Genomic DNA, 5187 nt, shown 5'->3' with positions numbered 1-5187 from the left:
GAAAGGATTGGGGAAAGGGGCAGTGTGCCCGCTCGTGACAAAAACACACAGAACTTAGCACGTTGCCACCGATCCGGCCAGGCGATGCCCCTCTAACGCGTGCAAAAACGTTAACAAATTTTATACTGCGGATTTGAGGTTTTTATATATGGCTAAAGAATATCTATATGGTGCCGCAGTTCAAGGCATTCAGCAATTCATCTTTCAGACTAACAAGTTGAAAGACATTGCCGGTGCCAGCGAACTGGTTGAAAACATCTGCACCGAAAAATTCAAGGAGTTGATAGGCTGCGGGAACCTAGACAACGATAATAGAGCTATCATCAATGCAGCCGGAAACGTTAAGTATCGTTTCGCAAGCAAAGAAAAATGCGAAGAGGTTGTGCTGATGTTCCCCAAGCTGGTTGCAGAGTATGCCCCAGGCATCACTTTGAGCCAAGCTGTAGTAGAAATCAACGAAGGCGATGACTTCGCAACTAAAGTTGACGAACTCGAGAATGCGCTACGCACCCAGCGCAACCGCCCCATGGCAAGCACAACATGGGGAATGATGGGCATAGAGCGCAGCCACACCACAGGCAAACCAGTTACCCACATTGCAGGAGACGAGCACCTGGATGCCGCCACCTACGCTAAGCAGTTTCATCAAGAAGGCAAAAAACGCAATGTCCTCAAGTTGCCAAAGGTTGCATTTAACATTGATGACCTCAATTATGCCGATGTGGCCATAGATCCAGAGGACATGACCACAAAGAACGACTGGGTAGCTGTTATCCATGCCGATGGCAATGGACTAGGTCAGATAGTGCAAAAAGTGGGGCACGAAATGACAAGATTCAAAGACTTCTCCCAAAAACTCGACAAGGCAACTAAAGCAGCCGCAGTCGCAGCCTTTGAGAATATCAAGAAAAAGTATTCATGGGAAAAGATTCCCATCCGCCCCATCGTGCTGGGCGGCGATGATTTCACAGTGATATGTCGCGGTGACCTGGCACTTGACTATGTAGCCGAATTCATCACTCACTTTGAGCAGGAGACTGCCAAGCATTTGAGCGAGTACATCAAAAACGTGTTTACCGAGGGCAATGTGCGCGACCGCCTCACAGCATGCGCAGGTATTGCCTATGTTAAGTCAAGCTACCCGTTCTATTACGCCTACAATCTTGCCGAGGCATTATGCACTAGAGCGAAAAAAGATGCAAAGGCAGGAATTGACACCACTAAGGAATTGCCGCAATCTTGCATAATGTTCCACAAAGTGCAAGACAGCTTCGTGGAAAACTATGATGAGATCGTTAAGCGTGAACTCACGCCATGCATGCACAAAACTTTTGCGTTCGGCCCATACTACATCAATTCTAAGGACGGGCGATGGACCATAGAAGTGCTCAATGACAATGTCAATAAACTTAACGGAGAAGAAGGTAATGCCGTTAAGAGCGGGCTACGCAACTGGATGGGTTTGCTTCACGGTGACCAGAATATTGCTGAACAAAAACTCAATCGCTTTAAAAGTTTATACAAGAATGGCTCACCATTAAGATCATTTATTGATGAGGTAACGACTTGGAGCAAACAAGGAGAAGATGAAGTAATACCTGCTTACGACTTGCTGGCGCTTCACACAATAATATACCAAAAAACTAAATAAGAAAAGGAGTGCACAATATGAATATACAATATCAAATTACCTTGCACAGCTACTGGCACTGTGGCAGTGGTCTTGCAGCTGGAGCACAAGCCGACGCCCTGGTGATAAAAGACCTTGACCAACTGCCTTTCATTCCAGGTAAAACCATCAAGGGATTGCTGCGCGATGCCGTCAACGAACTACGCTTTCTACAAGAGAAGCCCGAGTGCGACGAGCTTTATAAAAAAACTTTCGGGTTACAACCAACCGAGAACAACACAAACGGCAATATTGAAGCCAATAAGAGTGAAACTTTCTTTGGTAATGCAACACTAGTCCAAGAAGAAGCTGATGCAATCAAGTCACACAACCTGCAGCAACACCTCTACAAGATGGTTGCCAGCACTGCAATAGGCAGTAATGGCGTCGCACAGGACCATAGCCTGCGCACCATGGAAGTGACAGTGCCTTGCACTCTAGTAGGGGAAATCATTGATGTACCTGAAGGCATGGTTAGCGAACTGGAACAAGCAATGAAATTTATAAAACAACTGGGTAGCGGACGCACCCGCGGACTGGGTCGCTGCACCATTAGCACCAAGAAAGGAGGTGACAAATGAAAACGCTGCAATTTAAAGCAAAACTACTCTCCGACGTGATACTTAACCAAAAGTCGGCTTCGGAAGGCAATAACAATACCCTTGACTTCATCCCCGGCAGCTGCTTCCTGGGCATTGCAGCAAGCAAACTCTATAACGAACTTAATGCTGAGGAAACCCACACTTTGTTTCACTCGGGCAAAGTGCGATGGGGCGACGCCCATCTAGCGCACAATAACAACCGTACATGTAAGGTGCCCGCTTCCATGTTCTATCCCAAGCTGAAGAAAGCCACAGAAGCACTGTATATCCATCACCTCATCAGCAATGATAACCTCAAGTCCTACAAGCCATTGCAGCTCAAGCAATGCCGTGCAGGCTATCTCGACTTCTGCATTGAGAATCCTGTTCAAGTAAAGGCTGACACCATTTTTGCAATCAAGAGCGCTCGCGACCACGAGAAACGCATGTCGCAGGACGCACAGATGTTTGGCTATGAATCACTGTGCAAGGGTGCCGAAATGTATTTTGAGGTAGAGATTGAAGACGATAGTCTAGAAACTATTATCATCAACACCCTTGAAGGTAAAAAGCGCGTTGGACGCTCACGCACTGCGCAGTATGGTCTCATAGAGATTAAACATCTTGAATTCAAACAAATTGCGTCAAACTCTGGCTCCGGTACAGTAACCGTTTATGCCGACTCAAGGCTGGTGTTCTTTGACGAATACGGCATGCCCACATTCCGTCCCTCGCCTGAACAGCTTGGGGTGACTGGCGGAACAATCAACTGGGAAAAGTCACAGGTGCGCACTTTTCAATACGCTCCATGGAACTTCAAGCGCCAGTGCTTTGATACTGACCGCTGCTGCATCGAGAAAGGTAGCGTGTTCGTAATTGATGAAGCAAATACTTGCCCCAACACAACAAAATATGTGGGTTGCTACAACAATGAGGGACTTGGCCGGGTTATCTACAATCCATGTTTCTTGAACGGAGAAGCTGAAACTGGAGCAACGGTACCATTTGCCGAGGATACCATCACAAAGAAGATTCCCAGGACTTCGCTCTCCACACCATTATTGAATTACTTAACCAAGCAAAAAGAAATCAACGAGCGTGACAGCAAGATCTATGTTGAAGTCCAAAGTTTTGACAAGAGCATCTATGGCAACATCACACCATCTCAATGGGGTGAGATCAGGAAACTAGCTTCAAACCATAGGAACGGTAACATCTCTGATGTGCTTTTCAAGGAAAGTACAGGTTATCTCAAGCATGGAGTGGCAAAAGAAAAATGGAACAAACGTGGACGAATCAGGCAACTAGAATCCTTCGTCAACATTTTTTCTGACGAACCGACAAAACGCCTGGCATTAATCAATCTAGCTGCCGAAATGGCAAAATGGACACAAAACAAGTAATGGTTATGGAAAAATACAATTCTAAATATACCCACCGCACCCTCATGAGGGTCGTTATTGAAGCCGAAGGGCCATTAGCGCTGGGGACAGGCGCTAAAGACATCGTAACAGACTCGCTCGTAGCCCTCGACGTAAACGGTTTTCCATACATTCCAGGCACCAGCATCGCCGGTGTGCTGCGTCATGCTATGGTCGCACAAAACGAGAATAGCGACCTATGGGGCTATCAGGGCAAAAAAAACAATGGCCATGGCTCTGAAATCATTTTCAGCGAGGCAAAAGTTCTCAACTCTGATAGCGACGTGATGGACGGACTGCTGACTGTTGAATACGACGACGAAGTACTCAAAGCCTATGAGAATCTTCCCGTCAGGCAACACGTGAAAATGGGCCATCGGGGCGTGGCTGAAAAACGTGCAAAATTTGACAACCAAATAGTGCCCGCAGGAAGCCGTTTCTGTTTCGAAGTGGAAGTAATGCATGACGGTAAAAACAACACTGCAGAACAAATCCTTGGATTCATGACTTCTGGTGGATTACGTTTGGGAGGTGGTACTCGCAACGGATATGGAAAAATGAATGTTGTCGATGTTCGCATTGCTACTCTTTGTCTGGGTGATACTAACCAACTGGCTAAATACTTAGAGAAAACATCATGCCTGAGCAACAAAGCATGGTGGGAGGACTTTTCTCCAATTGGCCCTAAAACTGAGGCTAAGAAAAATGACATATATGAACTCCACCTTACCCCCCGCGATTTCTTCCTCTTCGGATCAGGGCTTAGCGACCTTGAGCAGGATGCCGACATGGCACCAGTCATGGCCAGCGAAATCAAATGGAAAGATGGCAAAGGACATGTTTCAGGAGAGTATCACCTCATCCCTGCGACATCGGTCAAGGGAGCTATACGTCACCGTGTAGCATATCACTACAACAAGAATAAAGGATTCTTTGCCGACAAGATAGAAGGCAGTATAGACAAGTATAAGCCGAGCGATAACAAGGCAGTAAGAGAATTGTTCGGACACGAAGGTGAAGCCGATGTCAACTCAAGAGGAAGACTCTTGTTCTCAGACGTGGTGCTCACCAAAGAGTTTACCGACAAACTCATAAACCACGTGAGCATTGACCGCTTTACCGGCGGCGCTATCGACGGTGCGTTGTTCTCAGAGCTGGCAACCTATGGCAATAACACTCCGCTTGTAATGAAAATTGAACTCGAAGGTGAAGCGAGTGACGACGCTAGAGATGCTCTTGAAAATGCCTTGCACGATGTGTGCAACAGCATGCTGCCGCTGGGCGGTGGCGTGAACCGAGGTAACGGCATGTTTACAGGAAAATTAACCCTTAATGGAAAGGAGATTCAATGATGAAAGCTGAAAAAGTAACAACAATAGAATAAAGAATCCCGTATTTTGTCCCCTATACAAATAGGCATAATTGCTAGTGTTTTACATCCAAACGTGCCAAATCAGCCGATTCTATCCGCTAATCAGTTGCAAAATTAAAAGCAAACGAATAAAAACACTCATAA

The 5187-nt window shown here is 46.3% G+C and carries 4 protein-coding genes; all 4 read left to right on the top strand.

Translation table 11 applies throughout. The features are described 5' to 3' along the window. The first annotated feature begins 148 nt into the window (after window positions 1-148). From ACKI3C_RS11290 to ACKI3C_RS11275, 4 genes are read left to right on the top strand one after another with little or no spacing between them, the layout of a single operon-like run. Window positions 149-1651, top strand: coding sequence for a Cas10/Cmr2 second palm domain-containing protein (locus ACKI3C_RS11290; RefSeq protein ID WP_407405093.1), 1503 nt, complete (start codon window positions 149-151; stop codon window positions 1649-1651). 17 nt (window positions 1652-1668) lie between these two features. After that, the gene (locus tag ACKI3C_RS11285) at window positions 1669-2250 is read left to right on the top strand and encodes an RAMP superfamily CRISPR-associated protein (protein WP_407405091.1); all 582 of its coding nucleotides are present in this window, start codon (window positions 1669-1671) and stop codon (window positions 2248-2250) included. Beyond that, window positions 2247-3653 (top strand): hypothetical protein, encoded by a 1407-nt coding sequence (locus tag ACKI3C_RS11280; RefSeq protein ID WP_407405089.1) that lies wholly within the window; start codon window positions 2247-2249, stop codon window positions 3651-3653. The genes ACKI3C_RS11285 and ACKI3C_RS11280 overlap by 4 nt, the downstream gene beginning before the upstream one ends. Window positions 3654-3658: 5 nt before the next feature. After that, window positions 3659-5023: an RAMP superfamily CRISPR-associated protein gene (locus tag ACKI3C_RS11275; RefSeq protein ID WP_407405087.1), complete on the top strand. Its 1365-nt coding sequence runs from the start codon at window positions 3659-3661 to the stop codon at window positions 5021-5023. The last annotated feature ends 164 nt before the right edge of the window (window positions 5024-5187 follow it).

Source organism: Sodaliphilus sp. (assembly GCF_045598405.1).
Taxonomy (GTDB): Bacteria; Bacteroidota; Bacteroidia; order Bacteroidales; family Muribaculaceae; genus Sodaliphilus; species Sodaliphilus limicaballi.
This window is presented reverse-complemented; position numbering and strand designations above follow the sequence as displayed.

Coding starts and splice junctions, on each gene's coding strand:
- ACKI3C_RS11275 (WP_407405087.1), top strand. CDS start 3,659: ATGGAAAAATACAATTCTAAATATACCCACCGCACCCTCATGAGGGTC.
- ACKI3C_RS11285 (WP_407405091.1), top strand. CDS start 1,669: ATGAATATACAATATCAAATTACCTTGCACAGCTACTGGCACTGTGGC.
- ACKI3C_RS11280 (WP_407405089.1), top strand. CDS start 2,247: ATGAAAACGCTGCAATTTAAAGCAAAACTACTCTCCGACGTGATACTT.
- ACKI3C_RS11290 (WP_407405093.1), top strand. CDS start 149: ATGGCTAAAGAATATCTATATGGTGCCGCAGTTCAAGGCATTCAGCAA.